Source organism: Pseudomonas sp. PDM13 (assembly GCF_025685765.1).
Taxonomy (GTDB): domain Bacteria; phylum Pseudomonadota; class Gammaproteobacteria; order Pseudomonadales; family Pseudomonadaceae; genus Metapseudomonas; species Metapseudomonas solani.
Genome location: NZ_JAOTQU010000039.1, coordinates 1 through 20,237, shown reverse-complemented (window position 1 = coordinate 20,237; position 20,237 = coordinate 1). Strand labels below are relative to the sequence as shown.

Here is a 20,237-nt window from a genome sequence, read left to right as displayed (position 1 = left end):
CAATGACCCAAGCAGTACCCACAACGGCAGCCGACTCGGCTGCCGTTGGCATTTACAGAATCGCCCTCGGCATCGAGTACAAGGGTTCCCGCTACCGTGGTTTCCAGCGTCAACGCGCCGGGGTGCCCTCCGTCCAGGAAACCCTGGAAACGGCCTTGTCCAAGGTGGCCGGGGGTGCTCCCGTCACCCTCAGCTGTGCCGGGCGTACCGACGCCCTGGTGCATGCCAGCGGTCAGGTGGTGCATTTCGACACGCCGGTGCAGCGCTCCATGCATGCGTGGACCATGGGCGCCAACATGAACCTGCCGAACGACATCAGCGTGGCCTGGGCCCAGGAAATGCCCCGGCATTTCGACGCGCGCTTCAGTGCGATGGCGCGGCGTTACCGCTATGTCATCTACAACGACCAGATCCGCCCGGCGCACATGGCCGAGGAAGTCACCTGGAACCATCGTCCGCTGGATATCCAGCGCATGCGCGAGGCCGCCGCCCACCTGGTCGGTACCCATGACTTCAGCGCCTTCCGCGCCCGCCAGTGCCAAGCCAAGTCGCCGATCAAGACGGTGCACCACCTGCATCTGAGCGAGCACGGGCGGTTCATCGTGCTGGATATCCGCGCCAACGCCTTCCTTCACCACATGGTGCGCAACTTCGCCGGGGTGCTGATGACCATCGGTGCCGGCGAGCGCCCGCCGGAGTGGGCCCGTGAAGTGCTGGAAAGCCGCGTGCGGCGTACCGGCGGCGTCACCGCCCATCCCTACGGGCTGTACCTGGTGCAGGTGGAGTACCCCGAGGAATTCCAGCTGCCGCACCGTTACATCGGGCCGCATTTTCTCTCCTGGTTACCGGAAAACCCGGGCTGACGCTCCGCCGAGCCTTTGCTACCATCCAGCATCTTTTACCCACCGGTGCCTGCAACTTGTCAGCCGTTCGCATCAAAATCTGTGGCATCACCCGCGTCGAGGACGCCCTCGCCGCGGCGGCGGCCGGTGCCGACGCCATCGGCATGGTGTTCTATGCCGCCAGCCCGCGAGCGGTGAGCGTCGAGCAGGCCCGGGCGATAGTCGCGGCGCTGCCTCCCTTCGTGACCAGCGTGGGCCTGTTCGTCGATATGCCCGCCGCTGAACTGGCGGCGATCCTCGAAGCGGTGCCCCTCGACCTGCTGCAGTTCCACGGCGACGAGACCCCGGCAGCCTGCGAAGGCCATGGTCGTCCCTATATCAAAGCCTTGCGGGTCAAGCCCGGCGACGACGTGGCGGCCCGCGTAAGCGAGTACCCCGGCGCCTCGGGCGTGCTGTTGGATACCTATGTGCCCGGCATCCCCGGTGGTACCGGCGAAGCCTTCGACTGGAACCTGGTGCCGGTCGGCCTGGGCAAGCCGGTGATCCTCGCCGGCGGCCTCACCCCGGAAAACGTCGCCAGCGCGGTGGCGCAGGTCAGGCCCTACGCGGTCGACGTCAGCGGCGGGGTGGAGGCGAGCAAGGGCATCAAGGATCACGACAAGGTGCGAGCCTTCATCGATGCGGCAAGGGCGGCATGCTGAACCCGTCGTCCACAGATGTGACGGCGCCGCCTGCGCTGCCGTCCATAACCCAGTTGCCCGGGCACGCGCGTATGCGCGCGGTGTCGGATCGGGCCGATTTTGCTTTTCGCGACGGCACCATGGCGGTGCCCGTCGCCCAGATGGCCGGGGCCTTCCCGGCGTCAACGTGCGGGGCCGGGCGTACCATCGCCATCCCGCCGATGCCGCCAACCCCGTCCGCAATCGTGAATTCGCTCAAGAACATGCGCAGGGCTCCGGGCCGCTAGCGCGTGTTCGGGCCTGAAGCTATGGAGAACGAGAGCATGAGCAACTGGCTGGTAGACAAGCTGATCCCTTCGATCATGCGTTCCGAGGTGAAGAAGAGCTCGGTCCCTGAAGGCCTCTGGCACAAGTGCCCGTCCTGCGAGGCCGTGCTGTACAAGCCCGAACTGGAGAAGACCCTCGACGTCTGTCCCAAGTGCAACCACCACATGCGCATCGACGCGCGTGCTCGCCTGGACATCTTCCTCGACGCCGACGGCCGCGAGGAACTGGGTGCCGAGCTGGAGCCGGTGGATCGCCTGAAGTTCCGCGACAGCAAGAAGTACAAGGACCGCATCACCGCGGCCCAGAAAGATACCGGCGAGAAGGACGCGCTGATCGCCATGAGCGGCAGCCTGGAAGGCATGCCCATCGTCGCCTGCGCCTTCGAGTTCTCCTTTATGGGCGGCTCCATGGGCGCGGTGGTCGGCGAGCGTTTCGTACGGGCTGCCAACGCGGCGCTGGAGAAGCGTTGCCCGCTGGTGTGCTTCTCCGCCTCGGGTGGTGCGCGCATGCAGGAAGCGCTGATCTCGCTGATGCAGATGGCCAAGACCTCCGCCGTGCTGGCGCGCCTGCGCGAAGAGGGTCTGCCCTTCATCTCCGTGCTGACCGACCCGGTCTACGGTGGCGTTTCCGCCAGCCTGGCCATGCTCGGTGACGTGATTGTCGCCGAACCCAAGGCGCTGATCGGCTTCGCCGGTCCTCGCGTGATCGAACAGACCGTTCGCGAGAAGCTGCCTGAAGGCTTCCAGCGCAGCGAGTTCCTGCTGGAGCACGGCGCTATCGACATGATCATTCCCCGCGATGAACTGCGTGCCCGCCTGTCGCGGCTGCTCGCGCAGTTCATGCGTCTACCCTCACCGGCCACTGCATGACCCAACGAACCCTCGCCGACTGGCTCGCCTACCTCGAGCAACTCCACCCCACAGCCATCGACATGGGGCTGGAACGCAGCCACCAGGTCGCCCAGCGGCTCGGCCTGCACAGGCCGGCACCGCTGGTGGTCACGGTCACCGGGACCAACGGCAAGGGTTCGACCTGCGCCTTCCTCGCTTCACTGCTGAGGGCGCAGGGTCTCAAGGTCGGCGTGTACAGCTCGCCGCACCTGCTGGTCTATAACGAGCGCGTGCAGATCGATGGCGTCGATGCCGGCGACGACGCGCTCTGCGAGGCATTCGTGGCCGTGGAAGCGGCCCGTGGCGAAACCTCCCTGACCTATTTCGAAATGGGCACCCTCGCGGCCTTCTGGCTGTTCGAGCGCAGCGGCCTCGACGCCGTGGTGCTTGAGGTCGGCCTGGGTGGCCGGCTGGATGCGGTCAACCTGGTGGACGCCGACCTGGCGTTGGTCACCAGCATCGGCATCGACCACGCCGACTGGCTCGGCGATACCCGCGAAAGCGTGGCCTTCGAGAAAGCCGGCATCTTCCGTGCCGGCAAGCCGGCGCTCTGTGGTGACCTCGACCCGCCTGCGCCGCTCGCCGAACGGGCTGCCGCCCTCAATGCGCCCTTCATCCTTCGCGGTCGTGACTACGACCTGGCGGTGGGGGAGGGTGCCTGGCACTGGCGTGGCCTGGACCGGAATGGCCAGGGCCGCCAGCTCCATGACCTGCCGCTGCTCGACCTGCCCCTGGAAAACGCGGCACTGGCCCTGCAGGCCTATGCGCTGCTCGACCAGCCCTGGGACGAAGCCGTCATCACCCAGGCGCTGCAGGCGACCCGGGTCACCGGGCGCCTGGATCGCCGCGCGCTGAATTGGCGTGGCAAGTCACTCACGCTGCTGCTGGATGTTGGGCATAATCCCCACGCGGCCAGCTACCTGGCCGAGCGCTTGCGCAGCCGCCCGGTCGCCGGTCGGCGCCTGGCGGTGTTCGGCCTGTTGGCCGACAAGGACCTGGCCGGTGTGCTCGCGCCGCTCAAGGACGTGCTGCCGGACTGGGCCGTGGCCACGCTGCCGTCCACGCGCAGCCGGCCGGCCGCCGAGCTGCAGGCCGCGTTGCTCGCGCTGGGGGTTACCGCCAGCAGCCATGGCGATATTGCCGCGGCGCTGGAGGCACAGTGCGAGAAAGCCGGGGAGGGCGATGAAATCCTGGCGTTCGGATCTTTCTATTGCGTGGCCGAGGCGCTGGCCTGGCTCGCGCATCAGGTTTAAGGGGGAGTGGCTGTGCTGGACAAGGGACTCAAGCAACGCATCGTCGGTGCCCTGGTGCTGCTGGCGCTGGCGGTGATCTTCCTGCCGATGCTGTTCACCCGCGAGGACGAGTTGCGCCAGGTGCGCATCGACGCGCCGGCCATGCCGCAAACCCCGGAGATGCCGCCGGTGGAGATGGAAACCGTCGAGGTGCCCGAGCCCCAGGTACTCCCGGAAGAGCCGGTTCCGTCGCTGGATGCCAACGGCCAGGCCAGCGCCCTGCCCATTGCCCCCACCGAACAGCCCGCAGCACCCGCGCAGCCGGCCCAGCCCCAGGCTCCCGTACAACCGCAGGCCCAGCAACAGGCCCAGGCCGTGCCGCCGGCCGCCACGCCGCCCAAGGCCGATGAAAAGCGCCTCGACCCGAATGGCCTGCCGGTCAGCTGGTCCATCCAGCTCGCCAGCCTGTCCAGCCGCGCCGGCGCCGAGAAGCTGCAGCAGACCCTGCGCAGCCAGGGCTACAACGCCTACATCCGCAGTGCCGAAGGCATGAACCGGGTGTTCGTCGGCCCGGTGATCGAGCGCGCGGAAGCCGATCGGCTGCGGGATTCCCTGAGCCGCCAACAGAAACTCAACGGCTTCATCGTGCGTTTCCAGCCTGAAAAAGGCTGATTCGCTCTCTCTATCAGAGCAATCTGATCCGCGGGTTACCGGAGCGACGGGGCTCTGCTAAAATGCAGCGCCTTTTCTGTTCGTGAGCTGCATAAGTGGCATTCACTTGGGTCGATTGGTCGATCATCGCCATCATCGCCATTTCCAGCCTGATCAGTCTGAAACGCGGCTTCGTCAAGGAAGCGCTTTCGCTGCTCACCTGGATCATCGCCGGCATAGTCGCCTGGATGTTTGGCGGGGCCTTGTCACAGCACCTCACCGAGTTCATCGAAATGCCGTCGGCGCGCGTGATCGCGGCCTGCGCCATTCTCTTCATCGCCACCCTGCTGGTGGGGGCGTTGGTCAATTTCCTGATCGGTGAGCTGATCAGGGTCACCGGCATGGACGGCACCGACCGCTTCCTCGGCATGGTCTTCGGCGCAGCGCGCGGGGCCTTGCTGGTGGTGGTACTGGTCGGCCTGCTGAGCCTGGCGCCGGTGCAACAGGATCCATGGTGGCAGCAGTCAACGTTGCTACCGCATTTTCTGATGGTCGCCGACTGGTCGAAGAACCTGATTCTGGGTTTCACCAGCCAGTGGCTCGCCGGCAGCGTCAGCGCACCAAGCTGAGCCGCCAAACAAAGGGTGGCGAGCGGGGCACCAACTGCCCGGCCCGTCGCCCGGTATTAGCCTGAACTACTAGCAGCAGGGGTTGCACCGCATGTGTGGCATCGTCGGTATCGTCGGTAAGTCGAACGTCAATCAGGCGCTGTATGACGCGCTCACCGTTCTCCAGCATCGCGGCCAGGACGCTGCCGGCATCGTCACCAGCCATGACGGCCGGTTGTTCCTGCGCAAGGACAACGGCCTGGTCCGTGACGTCTTCCAGCAACGCCACATGCAGCGTCTGGTAGGCCACATGGGCATCGGCCACGTGCGCTACCCCACTGCGGGCAGCTCCACCTCCGCCGAGGCGCAGCCGTTCTACGTCAACTCGCCCTACGGCATCACCCTGGCGCACAACGGCAACCTGACCAACGTCGAGCAACTGGCCAAGGAAATCTACGAATCCGACCTGCGCCACGTGAACACCAGTTCCGACTCGGAAGTGCTGCTCAACGTGTTCGCCCATGAGCTGGCCCATCGCGGCAAGCTGCAGCCCACCGAGGAAGACGTGTTCGCCGCGGTCTCCGGCGTGCATGACCGCTGCCGTGGTGGCTACGCCGTGGTGGCGATGATCACCGGCTACGGCATCGTCGGCTTCCGCGACCCCAACGCCATCCGCCCGATCGTCTTCGGCCAGCGTCACACCGACGAAGGCGTGGAGTACATGATCGCCTCCGAAAGCGTCTCCCTCGACGTGCTCGGCTTCACCCTGATCCGCGACCTGGCACCGGGCGAAGCGGTGTACATCACCGAAGACGGCAAGCTCTACACCCGCCAGTGCGCCAAGGCGCCGAAGCTCGCCCCGTGCATCTTCGAGCACGTCTACCTGGCGCGTCCGGACTCGATCATGGACGGCGTCTCGGTCTACAAGGCACGCCTGCGCATGGGCGAGAAGCTCGCCGAGAAGATCCAGCGCGAGCGCCCGGACCACGACATCGACGTGGTCATCCCGATCCCGGACACCAGCCGCACCGCGGCCCTGGAACTGGCCAACCACCTGGGCGTGAAGTTCCGCGAGGGCTTCGTCAAGAACCGCTACATCGGCCGTACCTTCATCATGCCGGGCCAGGCCGCGCGCAAGAAATCGGTACGCCAGAAGCTCAACGCCATCGAGCTGGAATTCCGCGGCAAGAACGTGATGCTGGTGGACGACTCCATCGTTCGCGGCACCACCTGCAAGCAGATCATCCAGATGGCCCGCGAGGCCGGCGCCAAGAACGTCTACTTCTGCTCAGCCGCCCCGGCGGTGCGCTACCCGAACGTGTACGGCATCGACATGCCCAGCGCCCACGAGCTGATCGCCCACAACCGCACCACCGAGGAAGTGGCCGAGCTGATCGGCGCCGACTGGCTGCTCTACCAGGACCTGCCGGACCTGATCGAGGCGGTCGGTGGTGGCAAGGTGAAGATCGACCAGTTCGATTGCGCGGTGTTCGACGGCAAGTACATCACCGGCGATGTCGACGAGCACTACCTGAACAAGATCGAGCAGGCGCGCAATGACGCCAGCAAGGCCAAGGTCAACGTGGTCAGCGCGATCATCGACCTGTACAACAATTGAGTACGCGGCCTCGTGCCGCACGCTGAACGTTGCCAGCCCGGGCCCTGTCCCGGGCTTCGTTTCCAAGAGGTGGGGATATGACGCAGGAATGGGAAGCCGGCCGGCTGGACAGTGACCTCGAAGGCGCGGCCTTCGACACCCTGGCGGTACGCGCCGGGCAGCACCGCACGCCGGAAGGCGAGCACGGCGAGGCGATGTTCCTCACCTCCAGCTACGTGTTCCGCACCGCCGCCGACGCCGCCGCGCGTTTCGCCGGCGAGGTGCCGGGCAACGTCTATTCGCGCTACACCAACCCCACCGTACGGGCCTTCGAGGAGCGCATCGCCGCCCTGGAAGGTGCCGAGCAGGCCGTGGCCACCGCCTCGGGCATGTCGGCGATCCTCTCCATCGTCATGAGCCAGTGCAGCGCCGGCGACCATGTGCTGGTTTCGCGCAGCGTGTTCGGCTCGACCATCAGCCTGTTCGAGAAGTACCTCAAGCGCTTCGGTGTCGAAGTCGACTACCCGCCACTGGCCGACCTGGCCGGCTGGGAAGCGGCCTTCAAGCCCAACACCAAGCTGCTCTTCGTCGAGTCGCCGTCCAACCCCCTGGCCGAGCTGGTGGACATCACCGCCCTGGCCGAGATCGCCCACGCCCGTGGCGCGCTGCTGGCGGTGGACAATTGCTTCTGCACCCCGGCGCTGCAACAGCCGCTGAAGCTCGGTGCCGACATCGTCATGCACTCGGCCACCAAGTACATCGATGGCCAGGGCCGCAGCATGGGCGGCGTGGTCGCCGGCCGCAAAGCACAGATGGAAGGCGTGGTCGGCTTCCTGCGTACCGCCGGGCCGACCCTCAGTCCGTTCAACGCCTGGATCTTCCTCAAGGGCCTGGAAACCCTGCGCGTGCGTATGCAGGCCCATTGCGCCAGCGCCCTGGAACTGGCCCGCTGGCTGGAGCAGCAGCCTGGCATCGAGCGCGTCTACTACGCCGGCCTGGAAAGCCACCCGCAGCACGAGCTGGCCAAGCGTCAGCAGAGCGCCTTCGGCGCCGTGGTCAGCTTCGAAGTGGCCGGCGGCAAGGAAGCGGCATGGCGTTTCATCGACGCCACCCGGGTGATCTCCATCACCACCAACCTGGGCGACACCAAGACCACCATCGCCCACCCGGCCACCACCTCCCACGGGCGCCTGTCGCCGCAGGAACGTGCCAACGCCGGGATCGCTGACAACCTGATCCGCGTCGCCGTGGGCCTGGAAGACATCGCCGACCTCAAGGCCGACCTCGCGCGTGGCCTTGCCGCGTTGTGATCGACTGGTCCATGGAATCGGCGCCCGCTCATAACGGCAAGGTCGCGCTGGTCACCGGCGCGGCCCGTGGCATCGGCCTGGGCATCGCCGCCTGGCTGATTGCCGAGGGCTGGCAGGTGGTGCTCGCGGATATCGACCGTGCCCGAGGCAGCAAGGTAGCCAAGGCACTGGGCGGCAACGCCTGGTTCGTCGGGATGGACGTGGCCCATGAAAGCCAGGTCGCCGTGGGCGTCGCCGAAGTGCTCGGCCAGTTCGGCCGGCTCGATGCGCTGGTGTGCAACGCCGGCGTCGCCGAAGCCCACGGCGCGCCGCTGGAAAGCCTCGAACTGATGCAGTGGAACCGCACCCTGTCGGTCAACCTCACCGGTCCGATGCTGTTGGCCAAGCACTGCGCGCCCTACCTGCGTGGGCATCGCGGGGCCATCGTCAACATCGCATCGACCCGTGCCCATCAGTCCGAAGCCGATACCGAAGCCTATGCCGCGAGCAAGGGCGGGCTGGTGGCGCTGACCCACGCGCTGGCCATCAGCCTGGGGCCGGACATCCGCGTCAACGTGGTCAGCCCCGGCTGGATCGACTCCCGCGACCGCGCCGCCCGTGAAGAGGCGCCGTTGTCGGAATGGGATCACGACCAGCACCCGGCCGGCCGTGTCGGCAAGGTGGAGGATGTCGCTTCCATGGTCGCCTGGCTGCTCTCGGACGGCTGCGGCTTCGTCACCGGCCAGGAGTTCCTGGTGGACGGCGGCATGACCCGCAAGATGATCTACCTGGACTGATCCGCTTAGTAGGGTTCAGCCCACCGCTCCACGCTCCATTCCCCCAAACGAAAAGGCTCTGTCTGCGTTAGCTGTTGTGGTTTTAACGCAAGTGCTCAAGCACGGCCCTTTCCGGGCGCCCAAGGGTTCGTGCCACCTACGCCGCATGGGTTTCGCTTCGCTCTACACCATCCTACGAAAGCCGCCAGCCGCGGGGTACACCCGCTGGTGATGCGCACATCAATGTGAGGATTCGAGCGAAGAACGTTGAAGCAGCCGCCAAACGCCCCTTCCCAGGAGGCCGAGCGAATCGTCGTGAAACGAAGCGAAGCGGAGTAACAGCCGAAGGCTGGCCCGAAGGGTGAGCGAAGCGAATCAGGGGGTTGAGCGACATGGATGTCGCGAGAGCCGCGATGGGCCAGGGATGGCCCTTCGCGGCGTGCCCCTGGAACGATGATGGAGCAAGGGGAGTCTGGCGAAGCCAGACCCGTATGGAGGGGCAAGTTTTTTGGTTCCTTTTCAACGACTGGAAAAGGGACTCGCCCGGGTGGGCGAAACCAAAAGCATCAGCAAAGCTCGGCAATCAGCTGGACTCAAATCTTCTAGCAACACTTAACGCAGACGTAGCCAACGAAAACGGGCGGCAGTGCCTGGCACTGCCGCCCGTTCGCTTTTCTGCGTCCCGTCAGGGCAGCGGAGCCTCCGGCGGGCGCACATCGATGGCCGGGGTGCCCTGGCCGCCGTCGAACAGCTGCGCCGGCGTGCGCGGCAGGATGCTGGGGCGGCTTTCCTTGTCGGTCTGGTCGCCGAGCACGCGGATGTCGCTGTACTTCTTGCCCGAGAGTGCGGCCAGCCCGGCGCGGTCGCGGACCACGGTCGGGCGCAGGAACACCATCAGGTTGCGCTTCACGTGGCTGTCCTTGGTGGAGCGGAACAGGCGACCGAGCAGGGGGATGTCACCGAGCAGCGGCACCTTGGAGTCGGTGGTGGTGATGTCGTCCTGGATCAGGCCGCCGAGCACGATCACCTGGCCGTCCTCGGCGAGGATGGTGCTCTTGATCGAGCGCTTGTTGGTGATCAGGTCCACCGCCTGGGCGGTGAGCGTGGCGCTGGGGGCGATGGAGGAGATTTCCTGCTCGATCTCCAGGCGCAGGGTGGCGCCCTCGTTGATGTGCGGGGTGACCTTGAGGGTGACGCCGATGTCCTTGCGCTCGATGGTGGTGAAGGGGTTGTTGGCCCCGGCCGCATCGGTGGTGTAGGAGCCGGTCTGGAAGGGCACGTTCTGGCCCACGAGGATCTCCGCCTTCTGGTTGTCCAGGGTCAGCAGGCTCGGCGTGGACAGCAGGTTGCTCTTGCTGTTGGCCGAAAGCGCGGTGACCAGCGCGGCGAAGTGGTCGGTACCGATGCCGATGATGGCGCCATCGGGCAGGGTGCTGGGCAGCTTTTCGTCCTTGATGGCGTTGAGCACGGTGCCCACCGAGAGCCCGGTGTTGCCGAAGTTGACCCCGCCTAGGCCGCCGGTCTTGCCGCGGGCATCCACGGCCCACTGCACGCCGAGGGCGTCGGTGATATCGCCGGAGATTTCCACGATGGCGGCTTCCACCATCACCTGGGCGCGCGGCACATCGAGCTGGCGGACGATGTCTTCCAGCGCGTTGACCGTGTCCGGCTCGGCCAGCAGCACCAGGGCGTTGAGGCTTTCATCGGCGCGGATGAGGATGTTCTGCGGCTTGCCTTGCTGCTCGCCGCCACCTTCCGGGGTCTTCAGGCCTTCGGAAATCTCGCCCAGGGTGGTGGCCAGGGCCTTGGCGTCGTTGTGGCGCAGGCGGATGACACGGGTGTTGGCCGAGCGCGAGGTCGGGGTATCGAGGGACTGCGCCAGCGCCACCAGCTTGGCCCGTGCCGAGGGCGGGCCGACGATGATCAGGCGGTTGGTGCGGGCATCGGCGATCACCTGGGCGGCGTTGGTGCCTTTGGCCTGGCCGCGGCTGACGGCGCTGTTGAGCACCTCGGCGGCGTCCATCACCCAGGCGTTCTGCAGGTTGAGCACGGTGTAGTCGCGGTCGCCCTTCTGGTCCAGCTGGCGCATCAGGCTTTCGATGCGCGCGATGTTGGCGCTGCGGTCGCTGATGATCAGGGCGTTGGACGAGGTCACCGCCGCCAGGTGGCCGTATTGCGGCACCAGCGGGCGGATCAGCGGGATCAGTTCGGTCACCGGCGTGTGCTGGACCTGGATCACCCGGGTCTCCAGCTTGTCCGGCGCTGCCGGCCCGCCTTCGGCTTCGGCCTTGGCCTCGGCGTTGGGGATGATGCGGGCCTGGTCACCCTGGGTGACCACGGTGAAGCCGTGGGTGGCCATCACCGAGAGGAACAATTGATAGACCTCGGACAGGTTCAGCGGGGCCTTGGACACCACGCTGACCTGGCCCTTGACCCGGGGATCGACGATGAAGGTCTCGCCGGTGATGTCGGCCACCTGGTCGACGAATTCGCGAATGTCCGCGTCCTTGAGGTTGATGGTCCAGCCTTCCTGCTGGCTGTTTTCGGCCTGGGGTTGCGGATCGGCGGCCAGCAAGGGCAACGGCGCGGCAGCGAGGCCGGCGGCCAGCAGGGCGATACTCAGGCGCGAGAGGAGTGTGGGCATTGATTCATTCGCTTTCCAGGGGCTGTTCGGGCGGTGATTCCGGCGAGAGGCCGCCGGATTCTTCCATCTGTTTTCTCAGTGCTTCCATGCGTTCGCGCAGTTCGGCGGCGTTGTCCTCCTGGAGGCCGCCGAGGTCGTTAACAGCATCATTTGCCGGCTCCGCCTCCATGGCGGGCGAGCTGGGCACGGCGAGGCGTGCCCGGGGGAAGGTCAGGGTCTCGAGGCGGCCGCCCCGGTCGATTTCCACGCGATCACGGTAGATGGCATGGAGCTTCACGCCGGGGCTAAGTTCCTCACCGCTGTGCAGGCGCTTGGGTTTGTCGCCCTCGCTGCGGATGATCACGCTGGAGCGTGCCTCATCGGCGTTGATGAAGCTGCCCAGCAGAGTCAGGCGCAGGTTGGTTGCCGGCGGTGGCGCATCGCTCTGCGCGCGGTTCGGACCGAACAGCGGTTCGAGGCGTTCCAGGCTGGCTGGAACCACCGCCGTGCTGGTGGGGTCACTGCTGGTATCGGGGGAATTGCGGAGCAATCTGATCCAGTCGGCGGATTGCCAGGCGAGGCTCAGGCTCATGGCAATCACCAAGCCCGCGCCCAGAAGCGCAGGCGAATGCTGTTGCAGCCAGTGTCGAGCACCAGTTGTGGGCAAGTGGGGGTCTCCGCGAGTTGTTCTTGATTTTCTGATTCGGCGAAAGCTCTGAATCATAGCAGTACGACGCATTCACGCTACAACCCGACAGCAGGTGTATCGCGGAGGTCTATGTGCTAAAGATATTCCGGTTTTTTTACGGGTTTGCGTGCGTGCCCGATCACAACGACAAGAAAATGGCAGGGATCTGCTGCACAACGGTCAGACAGCGTTGTGATAATTGCCCCGGTGAATTCATGAAGGCATTACACGGATGAACTCTTCGATCGAGGCGCCTCTGCGGCGCCTGCCGTTCGGCTTTGCCAAGCGTCACGGCGTCTTCCTGCAGGATGGCGTCGAGCCCTGCCTGGCCCATCGCCAAGGCGCCGAACTGGTGGCTCTGGCCGAGGCGCGTCGTTTCGTCGGCCGCTCGCTGCCATTCCGGCCGTTGCCGGTCGAATCGTTCGACCAGGCGTTGGCCCAGGCTTACCAGCACGACTCCTCCGCCACCATGCAACTGGCCGAAGACCTCGGCGGCAGCCTCGACCTGGCCGCGCTGGCCGAGCAGATGCCCGAGACCACCGACCTGATGGAGCAGGAGGACGACGCGCCGATCATCCGCCTGATCAATGCCATCCTCGGCGAGGCGATCCGCGAGAACGCCTCGGACATCCACCTGGAAACCTTCGAAAAACGCCTGGTGGTGCGCTTCCGCGTCGACGGCATCCTGCGTGAGGTGCTCGAACCCAAGCGCGAGCTGGCGGCGCTGCTGGTGTCGCGGATCAAGGTCATGGCCAAGCTGGACATCGCCGAAAAACGCGTGCCCCAGGACGGCCGTATTTCCCTGCGCGTCGCTGGCCGCGAGGTGGATATCCGCGTCTCCACGCTGCCCTCCGCCAACGGCGAGCGCGTGGTGCTCCGCCTGCTGGACAAGCAGGCCGGGCGCCTGACCCTGCAGCACCTGGGCATGAGCGCGCGTGACCGCGACCTGATGGAGGCCACGGTGCGCAAGCCCCACGGCATCCTGTTGGTCACCGGCCCCACCGGCTCGGGCAAGACCACCACGCTCTACGCCAGCCTGGTCACCCTCAACGACCGCACCCGCAACATCCTCACGGTGGAAGACCCCATCGAATATCACCTGGAAGGCATCGGCCAGACCCAGGTCAACGCCAAGGTGGAGATGACCTTCGCCCGCGGCCTGCGCGCCATCCTGCGCCAGGACCCGGACGTGGTGATGGTGGGTGAGATCCGCGACCACGAAACCGCCGAGATCGCCGTCCAGGCGTCCCTCACCGGTCACCTGGTGCTCTCCACCCTGCACACCAACAGTGCCATCGGCGCCATCACCCGCCTGGTGGACATGGGCGTCGAGCCTTTCCTGCTGTCGTCCTCCCTGCTTGGCGTGCTCGCCCAGCGCCTGGTGCGTGTGCTCTGCAACCACTGCAAGGTGCCCTACAGCGCCGATGCCGCCGAGTGCACGCTGCTGGGCGTCGATCCGGCGGCCCCGCCGACCCTCTACCACGCCCGTGGTTGCCCCGAATGCCATCAGCAGGGCTACCGCGGCCGTACCGGTATCTACGAACTGGTGGTCTTCGACGACCACATGCGCAGCCTGATCCACAACTCTGCGGCGGAGCAGGAAATGACCCGCCACGCCCGCCGTTTCGGCCCCAGCATCCGCGATGACGGCAAGCGCAAGGTGCTCGAAGGCGTGACCACGGTGGAAGAGGTCCTGCGTGTGACCCAGGAAGAATAATGGCCGCCTTCGAATACCTCGCCCTCGACGCCCGTGGGCGTCCGCAGAAGGGGGTGCTGGAAGCCGACAGTGCCCGTCAGGTGCGCCAACTGCTGCGTGAAAAACAGCTGGCGCCCTTGGAGGTCAAGGCCACTCGCACCCGCGAACAGGCTGCCAGTGGCGGTCGCCTCGGCTTTGCTCGGGGCCTGTCCGCCCGCGACCTGGCACTGGTCACCCGGCAGCTGGCGACCCTGGTGCAGGCCGCATTGCCCATCGAGGAAGCGCTGCGCGCCGCCGCGGCCCAATCCACCTCGCCGCGCATCCAGTCGATGCTGCTGGCGGTGCGCGCCCGGGTACTCGAAGGCCACAGCCTGGCCGGCAGCCTGCGCGAGTTTCCCGCGGCCTTCCCCGAGCTGTACCGCGCCACAGTCGCGGCGGGGGAGCACGCCGGCCACCTCGGCCCGGTGCTGGAGCAACTGGCCGACTACACCGAGCAGCGCCAGCAATCGCGGCAGAAGATCCAGCTCGCGCTGCTCTACCCGGTGATCCTGATGTGCGCCTCCCTCGGTATCGTTTCCTTCCTCCTGGGCTACGTGGTCCCGGACGTGGTGCGCGTGTTCATCGATTCCGGGCAGACCCTGCCGCTGCTTACCCGTGGCCTCATCGCCCTCAGCGACCTGGTCAAGCACTGGGGCTGGCTGGCGGCCCTGCTGACCATCGCCGCCTTCATCGGTGCCCGCGTGGCGCTGCGCGAGGAGGCGATACGCTCTCGTTGGCATGGCCTGGTACTGCGCATTCCGCTGGTGGGCGGCCTGGTGCGCGCCACCGACACCGCGCGCTTCGCCTCCACCCTGGCGATCCTCACCCAGAGCGGCGTGCCGCTGGTGGAGGCGCTGGGCATCGGTGCCGAAGTGATTGCCAACCGGGTGATTCGCGCCGACGTGGTACTGGCCGCACAGAAGGTCCGCGAAGGCGGCAGCCTGACCCGTGCGCTGGAGGCCAGCGGTCAGTTCCCGCCGATGATGCTGCACATGATCGCCAGCGGTGAACGCTCCGGCGAGCTGGACCAGATGCTGGCCCGTACCGCGCGCAACCAGGAGAACGACCTGGGTGCGCAGATCGCGCTGCTGGTGGGGCTGTTCGAGCCCTTCATGCTGGTGTTCATGGGCGCGGTGGTGCTGGTCATCGTCCTCGCCATCCTCCTGCCCATCCTTTCCCTCAACCAGCTCGTGGGGTAACCGCGTGAAATCAGGCCGTACACAAGCAGGCTTCACCCTGATCGAAATCATGGTCGTGGTGGTCATCCTCGGCATCCTCGCCGCGCTGGTTGTACCCCAGGTGATGAACCGTCCGGACCAGGCCAAGGTCACGGTCGCCAAGGGCGACATCAAGGCCATCGGCGCCGCGCTGGACATGTACAAGCTCGACAACTTCGCCTACCCCAGTACCCAGCAGGGCCTGGAAGCACTGGTGAAGAAGCCCAGCGGCAATCCGCTGCCGAAGAACTGGAACAAGGACGGCTACCTCAAGCGCCTGCCGGTCGACGCCTGGGGCAACCCCTACCAGTACCTGGCACCCGGTACCAAGGGGCCCTATGACCTGTACTCCTTCGGCGCCGACGGCAAGGAAGGCGGTACCGACGCCGATGCCGATATCGGTAACTGGGAAAACTGATGCCCCCACGGTCGCGCTGCCCAGGCTGCCCGCCCGCCAAGGGGCAGGGCGGCTTCACCCTGATCGAGCTGCTGGTGGTCCTGGTGATCATCGGCTGCCTGGTCGGGCTGGCGGTGCTCAGCACCGGCGTGGCCGGCCCCTCCCGTGAGTTGAACAATGAAGCCGAGCGCCTGGCCGGGCTGATCGGCGTGCTGGTGGACGAAGCCGTGCTCGACAACCGCGAATACGGCCTGCGCCTGGACGCCGATGGCTACCGCGTGCTGCGCTTCGACGAAGCCAAGGCGCGCTGGCAGGAAGTGGGGGAAGAAAGCCACAAGCTGCCGGCCTGGGCCGAGCTCAAGTTCGAGCTGGAAGGCGCCGTGCTGGCATTGCCCAGCCCGGTGGCCGATGACGACGAGAAACCCAAGGAACAACCCCGTGCGCCGCAATTGCTGATCCTCTCCAGTGGCGAACTCAGCCCCTTCCGCCTGGAGCTGGGGGAGCGTCGCAAGGACGGTGTGCGCCTGCAGATGAGCAGCGACGGCTTCCGCCTGCCCAAGGTCGAGGCCTTGGCCGGCAAGGGGCGGGCAGGATGAAGGCCCAGCGCGGTTTCACCCTGCTCGAAGTGCTGGTGGCCCTGGCGATCTTCGCCGTGGTCGCCGCCTCGGTGCTGGCCACCAGCGCGCGCAGCCTGCAGAACGCCGCACGCCTGGAAGACAAGACCCTGGCGATGTGGATCGCCGACAACCGCCTGGCCGAGATGCAGCTCGCCGCCACGCCGCCGAGCGAGGGGCGCGACCAGGGCGAACTGGATTTCGCCGGGCGCCGCTGGGAATGGCAAAGCCAGGTCGACGCCACCTCCGACCCGGCCTTACGCCGCGCCACCCTGTGGGTCGCCCAGCGCAACGACCGCGGCCCCCGGGGCAAGCTGGAAGACCGTGCCGCCGCGCGCCTGGTCGGCTTCATCGAGACCCAGCAATGAAGCGCAGCGCTGGCTTCACCCTGCTGGAACTGCTGATCGCCATTGCCATCTTCGCGCTGCTGGCCCTGGGCACCTACCGCATGCTCGACAGCGTGCTCGCCAGCGACCGCGCCACCCGCGCCCAGGAGCAGCAACTGCGTGAACTGGTGCGGGCCATGGCTGCCATCGAGCGCGACCTGCAGCAGGTGAGCCCGCGACCGGTGCGTGACGCCTATGGCGAATGGCGCGGCGCACTGGTGGGCGAGAGCGGCGACAACGACAGTGTCGAGCTGAGCCGTGGCGGCTGGCGTAACCCCCTTGGCGCGCCGCGCTCACGCATGCAGCGGGTGCGCTGGCAGCTCTCCGGGGAGAAGCTGGAACGGCGCTACTGGACGGTGCTCGACCAGGCTCAGGACAGCCAGCCGCAAGTGCAGCAGGCACTGGACGGGGTGACCCGCCTGAAGCTGCGTTACCTGGACAAGTCCGACAACTGGGTGGAGGTCTGGCCCGCCGACGGCGAGACCGGCGACAAGAGCTTGGAGAAGTTGCCCCGGGCCATCGAACTGACCCTCGAGCATCGTCGCTACGGCGAGCTGCGCCGGGTGCTGCGCCTGGTGGACGAACCCCCGCAGCAACAGCCCCAGGTACCCAATGGCGACGACAACAATGATGATGGCGGCGGCGAAGTGCCGGCTGACGAAGGCGGTACGCCATGATGCGGCAACGGGGCATGGCCATGATCACGGTGCTGCTGGTGGTGGCCGTGGTGACCGTCGTCTGTGCCGGGATGATCGCCCGGCAGCAGTTGGCGATCCGCTCGAGCGCCAACCAGCTGCATGCGCGCCAGGCCCTGCAGTACGCCCTGGGTGGCGAAGCGCTGGCCCGGGGCATGCTGCTCCGCGACCTGCGTGCCGGTGACCCGCGCACGCCGGTGGATCACCTGGGCGAGGCCTGGGCCCGGCCCCTGAACAACTTCCCCCTGGATGATGGCGGCGAACTGCTGGTGCGCATCGATGACGCCACCGCGCGCTTCAACCTCAATTCCGTGGTGCGCCAGGGCAAGGTCAACGAGCAGTCGCTGCTGCAGTTCCGCCGCCTGCTGCTGCGCCTGCAGATCGAGGCGCCCTATGCCGAGCGCTTGGTGGACTGGCTCGACAAGGACCAGGAGCCCACCGGTGCCAACGGCGCCGAAGACAACGAATACCTGCTCAACCAGCCGCCCTACCGGGCAGCCAACCGCGCCATGGCGGATGTCTCCGAACTGCGCCTGCTGGCAGGCATGACCGAGGCGGACTATCGTCGCCTGCTGCCCTACGTCGCAGCACTGCCGGACAACGCCACGCTCAACGTCAACACCGCGGGCGCGATAGTGCTTTCCAGCCTCGCCGACACCCTGACGCCCAGCGTGGGTGAGGCGCTGGTGGCGGCCCGCGGCAAGGCCGGTTTCCAGACCCTGGATGCCTTCCTGGGGCAGTCCGCCCTGGCCGGCATGGGCATGGAGGCACAAGGGCTGGCGGTGGGCAGTGAATATTTCCGGGTGACCAGCGAAGTGCACCTTGGCGGAAGGCGCCAGGTACTGGTCAGCACCCTGCAGCGTGGCAACGACGGCCGCGTGCGGGTGCTTTCCCGCGACATGGGGCAGGGCGGCTTGCCGCCGGCCCTTCTCAAGGAAAAGGACGAAGAATGAAGCAGGCAAGTATTTTCCTGCCGACGGCGGCGGTTACCCGCGTCGATGGCGAACTGGAGGTCTGGCTGGTGCAGGGCGGTGATGCCCGGCAACTGCCGTTCGCCGCCGCGGTAACGGCGCTCTCCGGTGATTGGCGCCTGGTGCTGCCGGTGGAGGCGGTGACCGCTTGCGCCGCGCGCCTGCCCACGCAAAAGGCGCGCTGGTTGCGCCAGGCCTTGCCGTTTGCCGTGGAGGAACTGCTGGCCGAGGACGTCGACAGCCTGCACCTGGCGCTGGGGGGGGAACTGCCGGATGGCCTGCACCGTATTTTCGCCGTGCGCCGCAGCTGGCTGAGCGCCTGGGTCGACCTGGCCGCGGAGCTGGGCTCGGTGCCCACCAGCCTGCAGGTGGATGCCGACCTGTTGCCGGAGGAGGGCACCCAGCTGTTCTGGCTGGACGGCCGCTGGCTGCTGGGTGGCGAACAAAGCGCGCGCCTTGGCCTGCAGGACGAAGATTGGCCGCACCTGCGCGAGGCTTGCGCCTTGCCGTTGCATGGCCGGGCGCCGCGTGAACGCCAGGTGCTGGAAGGCATCGACGAATGGCAGGAGCAGGCGCAACCCTATCAATGGCTCGCCTCGCACCTTGGCAGCGAGTTGGCCCAGGCGGAATTCCAGGTGCGCCAGGAACATCGCCACCAGCGCTTCCTGCGTCCGGTGCTGGCCCTGGCGGGGCTCTGGGTGGTGCTGCAGTGGGGCTTCTACCTGGCCCAGGGCTGGCACCTGCGCCATGAGGGCGACAACTATGCGGCGGCCAACGAGGCGCTGTACCGGGAGCTGTTCCCCCAGGACAGCAAGCTGATCAATCTGCGCGCGCAGTTCGACCAGCATCTCGCATCCGGGGCTGCGACTGGGCAGGGGCGTCTGCTCGGCCTGCTCGACCAGGCGGCCGACGCCCTGCTCGCCGAAGGCGCGCAGGTGCGGGTGCAGCAACTGGATTTCAGCGACACACGGGGCGACCTGTCCATGCAGGTGCAGGCGCCGGGGTTCGATGCCCTGGAGCGTTTGCGCGAGCGATTGATCGCCGCCGGGCTCGCGGTGCAACTGGGGTCGGCCAGCCGTGAAGGCACAGCCGTGAGTGCGCGACTGGTGATCGGGGGATGAACATGACCATGGCTTTCAAGGATCGTCTGCAGACGCAATGGCAAGGGTCGGCCCTGGCCACCCGCTGGAAGGCGATGCCGCCCCGGGATCGCCTGGCCCTGGCACTGCTGGGGGGCTTCCTGCTGCTGGTGCTGCTCTACCTCGCCCTTTGGCGCCCGGCCCAGTTGGGGGTGATCAGTGCCCGCAACCATTACGAGCAGCAGCGTGCGCTGCATCAGTACATGCAGCAGCAGGCGCCCCGTGCCCGTGCGGCCGAGGAAGCGCCACAGGCCACTGTCGAGCCGGAGCGCCTGCAAGGGCTGGTGACCGCCAGCGCTGCCGAGCAGGGCCTGTCGGTGGAGCGCATGGACAGCGATGCCCCCGGGCAGGTGCAGGTCAGCCTGGAGCCCACTGCGTTCGCCAAGCTGCTGCGCTGGTTCGCCGGGCTCGAAGCGCAGGGTGTGCGCATTGAAGAGGCCGGGCTGGACCGTGGTGAGGATGGCCAGGTCGCTGCACGGCTGACCCTGCGCGTCGGCGGCTGAGCTGCACCCTGTTGAGGCTCGCTGCCCCCGGCTGTGCACCAGCTTGGTGGGCGGCGCCCCTTCACCCGTCTCCCCAAGGCCATGCATCGCCAGTGCGGAACGCTGCCAACGGAGCATTGGCGAAGGGCACGAAAATCAGCTTTTTAGAAAAAACTTCAAGCAGGGTGTTGACTTAGGTAAGCCCTCTGCGTAAATTGCGCGCCTCGCAAGGCGATGGGTGATTAGCTCAGCCGGGAGAGCATCTGCCTTACAAGCAGAGGGTCGGCGGTTCGATCCCGTCATCACCCACCATCCCTTGTGAATTCGGACGAAAGTCCGGCCGACGCGCAGCGGTAGTTCAGTCGGTTAGAATACCGGCCTGTCACGCCGGGGGTCGC

20 protein-coding genes and 1 tRNA gene are annotated in these 20,237 nt (G+C 66.8%); 19 read left to right on the top strand and 2 right to left on the bottom strand.

The window, feature by feature from the left end; genetic code table 11:
* Positions 1-2 precede the first annotated feature (2 nt).
* The 9 genes from truA to OEJ36_RS28560 all read left to right on the top strand — a co-directional run bounded on the left by truA (position 3) and on the right by OEJ36_RS28560 (position 8,913).
* The gene (gene truA / locus OEJ36_RS28600) at positions 3-863 is read left to right on the top strand and encodes a tRNA pseudouridine(38-40) synthase TruA (protein WP_043243358.1); all 861 of its coding nucleotides are present in this window, start codon (positions 3-5) and stop codon (positions 861-863) included.
* A 56-nt stretch (positions 864-919) separates the two neighbouring features.
* A complete protein-coding gene (locus tag OEJ36_RS28595; protein WP_263404384.1) occupies positions 920-1,543 on the top strand; it encodes a phosphoribosylanthranilate isomerase in 624 nt (207 codons plus the stop codon).
* 302 nt (positions 1,544-1,845) lie between these two features.
* Entirely contained in the window at positions 1,846-2,718 is an 873-nt protein-coding gene (gene accD / locus OEJ36_RS28590) for an acetyl-CoA carboxylase, carboxyltransferase subunit beta (RefSeq protein WP_263404383.1), read from the top strand.
* Positions 2,715-3,992, top strand: a complete 1,278-nt coding sequence (gene folC, locus OEJ36_RS28585) for a bifunctional tetrahydrofolate synthase/dihydrofolate synthase (RefSeq protein ID WP_263404382.1) — start codon at positions 2,715-2,717, stop codon at positions 3,990-3,992. Before accD ends, folC begins: the two co-directional genes overlap by 4 nt.
* Before the next feature lie 6 nt (positions 3,993-3,998).
* Complete coding sequence (locus OEJ36_RS28580; protein WP_263404381.1) at positions 3,999-4,643, top strand: SPOR domain-containing protein; 645 nt, start codon at positions 3,999-4,001, stop codon at positions 4,641-4,643.
* Positions 4,644-4,738: 95 nt separating this feature from the next.
* Positions 4,739-5,251 carry a CvpA family protein gene (locus OEJ36_RS28575; protein WP_021218569.1) on the top strand — a complete coding sequence of 171 codons (513 nt, stop codon included), beginning with the start codon at positions 4,739-4,741 and terminating at the stop codon, positions 5,249-5,251.
* A gap of 91 nt (positions 5,252-5,342) precedes the next feature.
* Positions 5,343-6,848 carry an amidophosphoribosyltransferase gene (purF, locus tag OEJ36_RS28570; RefSeq protein WP_021218568.1) on the top strand — a complete coding sequence of 502 codons (1,506 nt, stop codon included), beginning with the start codon at positions 5,343-5,345 and terminating at the stop codon, positions 6,846-6,848.
* A gap of 77 nt (positions 6,849-6,925) precedes the next feature.
* Positions 6,926-8,137, top strand: coding sequence for an O-succinylhomoserine sulfhydrylase (locus OEJ36_RS28565; protein WP_263404380.1), 1,212 nt, complete (start codon positions 6,926-6,928; stop codon positions 8,135-8,137).
* Positions 8,138-8,148: 11 nt separating this feature from the next.
* Positions 8,149-8,913, top strand: a complete 765-nt coding sequence (locus tag OEJ36_RS28560) for an SDR family oxidoreductase (protein WP_021218566.1) — start codon at positions 8,149-8,151, stop codon at positions 8,911-8,913.
* A 664-nt stretch (positions 8,914-9,577) separates the two neighbouring features.
* On the opposite strand, the gene gspD is transcribed toward OEJ36_RS28560, so the two are convergent.
* Entirely contained in the window at positions 9,578-11,536 is a 1,959-nt protein-coding gene (gspD, locus tag OEJ36_RS28555) for a type II secretion system secretin GspD (RefSeq protein WP_263404379.1), read from the bottom strand.
* Positions 11,537-11,540: 4 nt separating this feature from the next.
* The gene (locus tag OEJ36_RS28550) at positions 11,541-12,107 is read right to left on the bottom strand and encodes a type II secretion system protein N (protein ID WP_021218564.1); all 567 of its coding nucleotides are present in this window, start codon (positions 12,105-12,107) and stop codon (positions 11,541-11,543) included.
* Between the two features lie 328 nt (positions 12,108-12,435).
* Here OEJ36_RS28550 and gspE point away from each other — a divergent pair, with 328 nt between their 5' ends.
* From gspE to OEJ36_RS28500, 10 genes are all read left to right on the top strand, one after another.
* Positions 12,436-13,920, top strand: a complete 1,485-nt coding sequence (gene gspE, locus OEJ36_RS28545) for a type II secretion system ATPase GspE (protein WP_021218563.1) — start codon at positions 12,436-12,438, stop codon at positions 13,918-13,920.
* Positions 13,920-15,137 carry a GspF family T2SS innner membrane protein variant XcpS gene (xcpS, locus tag OEJ36_RS28540; protein ID WP_263404378.1) on the top strand — a complete coding sequence of 406 codons (1,218 nt, stop codon included), beginning with the start codon at positions 13,920-13,922 and terminating at the stop codon, positions 15,135-15,137. Before gspE ends, xcpS begins: the two co-directional genes overlap by 1 nt.
* Positions 15,138-15,141: 4 nt before the next feature.
* Complete coding sequence (gene gspG, locus OEJ36_RS28535) at positions 15,142-15,573, top strand: type II secretion system major pseudopilin GspG (protein WP_263404377.1); 432 nt, start codon at positions 15,142-15,144, stop codon at positions 15,571-15,573.
* The gene (gspH, locus tag OEJ36_RS28530) at positions 15,573-16,148 is read left to right on the top strand and encodes a type II secretion system minor pseudopilin GspH (protein WP_263404376.1); all 576 of its coding nucleotides are present in this window, start codon (positions 15,573-15,575) and stop codon (positions 16,146-16,148) included. The genes gspG and gspH overlap by 1 nt, the downstream gene beginning before the upstream one ends.
* A complete protein-coding gene (gene gspI, locus OEJ36_RS28525; protein WP_043243344.1) occupies positions 16,145-16,534 on the top strand; it encodes a type II secretion system minor pseudopilin GspI in 390 nt (129 codons plus the stop codon). Before gspH ends, gspI begins: the two co-directional genes overlap by 4 nt.
* Entirely contained in the window at positions 16,531-17,229 is a 699-nt protein-coding gene (gene gspJ / locus OEJ36_RS28520) for a type II secretion system minor pseudopilin GspJ (RefSeq protein ID WP_263404375.1), read from the top strand. Before gspI ends, gspJ begins: the two co-directional genes overlap by 4 nt.
* Entirely contained in the window at positions 17,226-18,200 is a 975-nt protein-coding gene (gene gspK / locus OEJ36_RS28515) for a type II secretion system minor pseudopilin GspK (RefSeq protein ID WP_021218557.1), read from the top strand. The genes gspJ and gspK overlap by 4 nt, the downstream gene beginning before the upstream one ends.
* On the top strand, positions 18,197-19,339 hold the full coding sequence (gene gspL / locus OEJ36_RS28510; protein WP_263404374.1) for a type II secretion system protein GspL: 1,143 nt from the start codon (positions 18,197-18,199) through the stop codon (positions 19,337-19,339). Before gspK ends, gspL begins: the two co-directional genes overlap by 4 nt.
* Positions 19,340-19,347: 8 nt before the next feature.
* Positions 19,348-19,860: a type II secretion system protein M gene (locus OEJ36_RS28505; protein ID WP_411861067.1), complete on the top strand. Its 513-nt coding sequence runs from the start codon at positions 19,348-19,350 to the stop codon at positions 19,858-19,860.
* A gap of 215 nt (positions 19,861-20,075) precedes the next feature.
* Positions 20,076-20,151 (top strand) — tRNA-Val (locus OEJ36_RS28500).
* Positions 20,152-20,237 lie beyond the last annotated feature (86 nt).

Bases quoted from the DNA above. Each gene is read 5' to 3' on its own strand.
- gspD (WP_263404379.1), bottom strand. From the start codon at position 11,536: ATGCCCACACTCCTCTCGCGCCTGAGTATCGCCCTGCTGGCCGCCGGC.
- OEJ36_RS28505 (WP_411861067.1), top strand. From the start codon at position 19,348: ATGGCTTTCAAGGATCGTCTGCAGACGCAATGGCAAGGGTCGGCCCTG.
- gspH (WP_263404376.1), top strand. From the start codon at position 15,573: ATGCCCCCACGGTCGCGCTGCCCAGGCTGCCCGCCCGCCAAGGGGCAG.
- OEJ36_RS28550 (WP_021218564.1), bottom strand. From the start codon at position 12,107: ATGAGCCTGAGCCTCGCCTGGCAATCCGCCGACTGGATCAGATTGCTC.
- gspL (WP_263404374.1), top strand. From the start codon at position 18,197: ATGAAGCAGGCAAGTATTTTCCTGCCGACGGCGGCGGTTACCCGCGTC.
- OEJ36_RS28565 (WP_263404380.1), top strand. From the start codon at position 6,926: ATGACGCAGGAATGGGAAGCCGGCCGGCTGGACAGTGACCTCGAAGGC.
- folC (WP_263404382.1), top strand. From the start codon at position 2,715: ATGACCCAACGAACCCTCGCCGACTGGCTCGCCTACCTCGAGCAACTC.
- truA (WP_043243358.1), top strand. From the start codon at position 3: ATGACCCAAGCAGTACCCACAACGGCAGCCGACTCGGCTGCCGTTGGC.
- accD (WP_263404383.1), top strand. From the start codon at position 1,846: ATGAGCAACTGGCTGGTAGACAAGCTGATCCCTTCGATCATGCGTTCC.
- xcpS (WP_263404378.1), top strand. From the start codon at position 13,920: ATGGCCGCCTTCGAATACCTCGCCCTCGACGCCCGTGGGCGTCCGCAG.
- gspE (WP_021218563.1), top strand. From the start codon at position 12,436: ATGAACTCTTCGATCGAGGCGCCTCTGCGGCGCCTGCCGTTCGGCTTT.
- OEJ36_RS28560 (WP_021218566.1), top strand. From the start codon at position 8,149: ATGGAATCGGCGCCCGCTCATAACGGCAAGGTCGCGCTGGTCACCGGC.
- gspJ (WP_263404375.1), top strand. From the start codon at position 16,531: ATGAAGCGCAGCGCTGGCTTCACCCTGCTGGAACTGCTGATCGCCATT.
- purF (WP_021218568.1), top strand. From the start codon at position 5,343: ATGTGTGGCATCGTCGGTATCGTCGGTAAGTCGAACGTCAATCAGGCG.
- gspK (WP_021218557.1), top strand. From the start codon at position 17,226: ATGATGCGGCAACGGGGCATGGCCATGATCACGGTGCTGCTGGTGGTG.
- gspI (WP_043243344.1), top strand. From the start codon at position 16,145: ATGAAGGCCCAGCGCGGTTTCACCCTGCTCGAAGTGCTGGTGGCCCTG.